We start from the raw sequence: 467 nt of genomic DNA on the forward strand, positions 1-467 counted from the left end.
GCCAAATCGGCTCTCTGTTTCTCTTCTTCCAATTGTTCGTTAAGGCGCTTCATTTCTGAAATATCGAATGCCCAAAATAGTGTGGCGACTTCCCCATCAAGCTCAAGCAAGTAGTAACTAACAAGAGCCACAAAACTACTTCCATCAAACTTCCTAAGCACTAATTCTCGGTTTACGACTTTACCTTTGAGGTTGAGCTCTTTGTATAGCGAATCACGATCAGACAGAGAGTTATAAATAGTTTCAACATTTATAGAGTGTAACTCTGTCCGCTCTACTCCGAACAAACGCTTCGCAGTATCATTCGCATAACGAACCTGTTCCTCGACAACCACACTCGCTGCTATTGGTGAAGTGTTCAAAATGTTATAAAGCTGATGTTGTGCTTTGCGAAGCGCTTCTGTCGCGTCATTGGCAATCGCTATTTGCTTGGTGAGTTTTCTATTCCAAAATACGATGATTAAGAC

General features: G+C 41.8%; 1 protein-coding gene. It reads right to left on the reverse strand.

Annotated features, from left to right (window positions below):
- The coding region (locus AB4512_RS23395; RefSeq protein ID WP_372175914.1) for a PAS domain S-box protein at positions 1 to 467 on the reverse strand (467 nt) is incomplete at both ends.

Origin of the sequence: Vibrio sp. 10N.222.52.B7 (assembly GCF_041474275.1) — a bacterium.
Classification (GTDB): domain Bacteria; phylum Pseudomonadota; class Gammaproteobacteria; order Enterobacterales; family Vibrionaceae; genus Vibrio; species Vibrio crassostreae_C.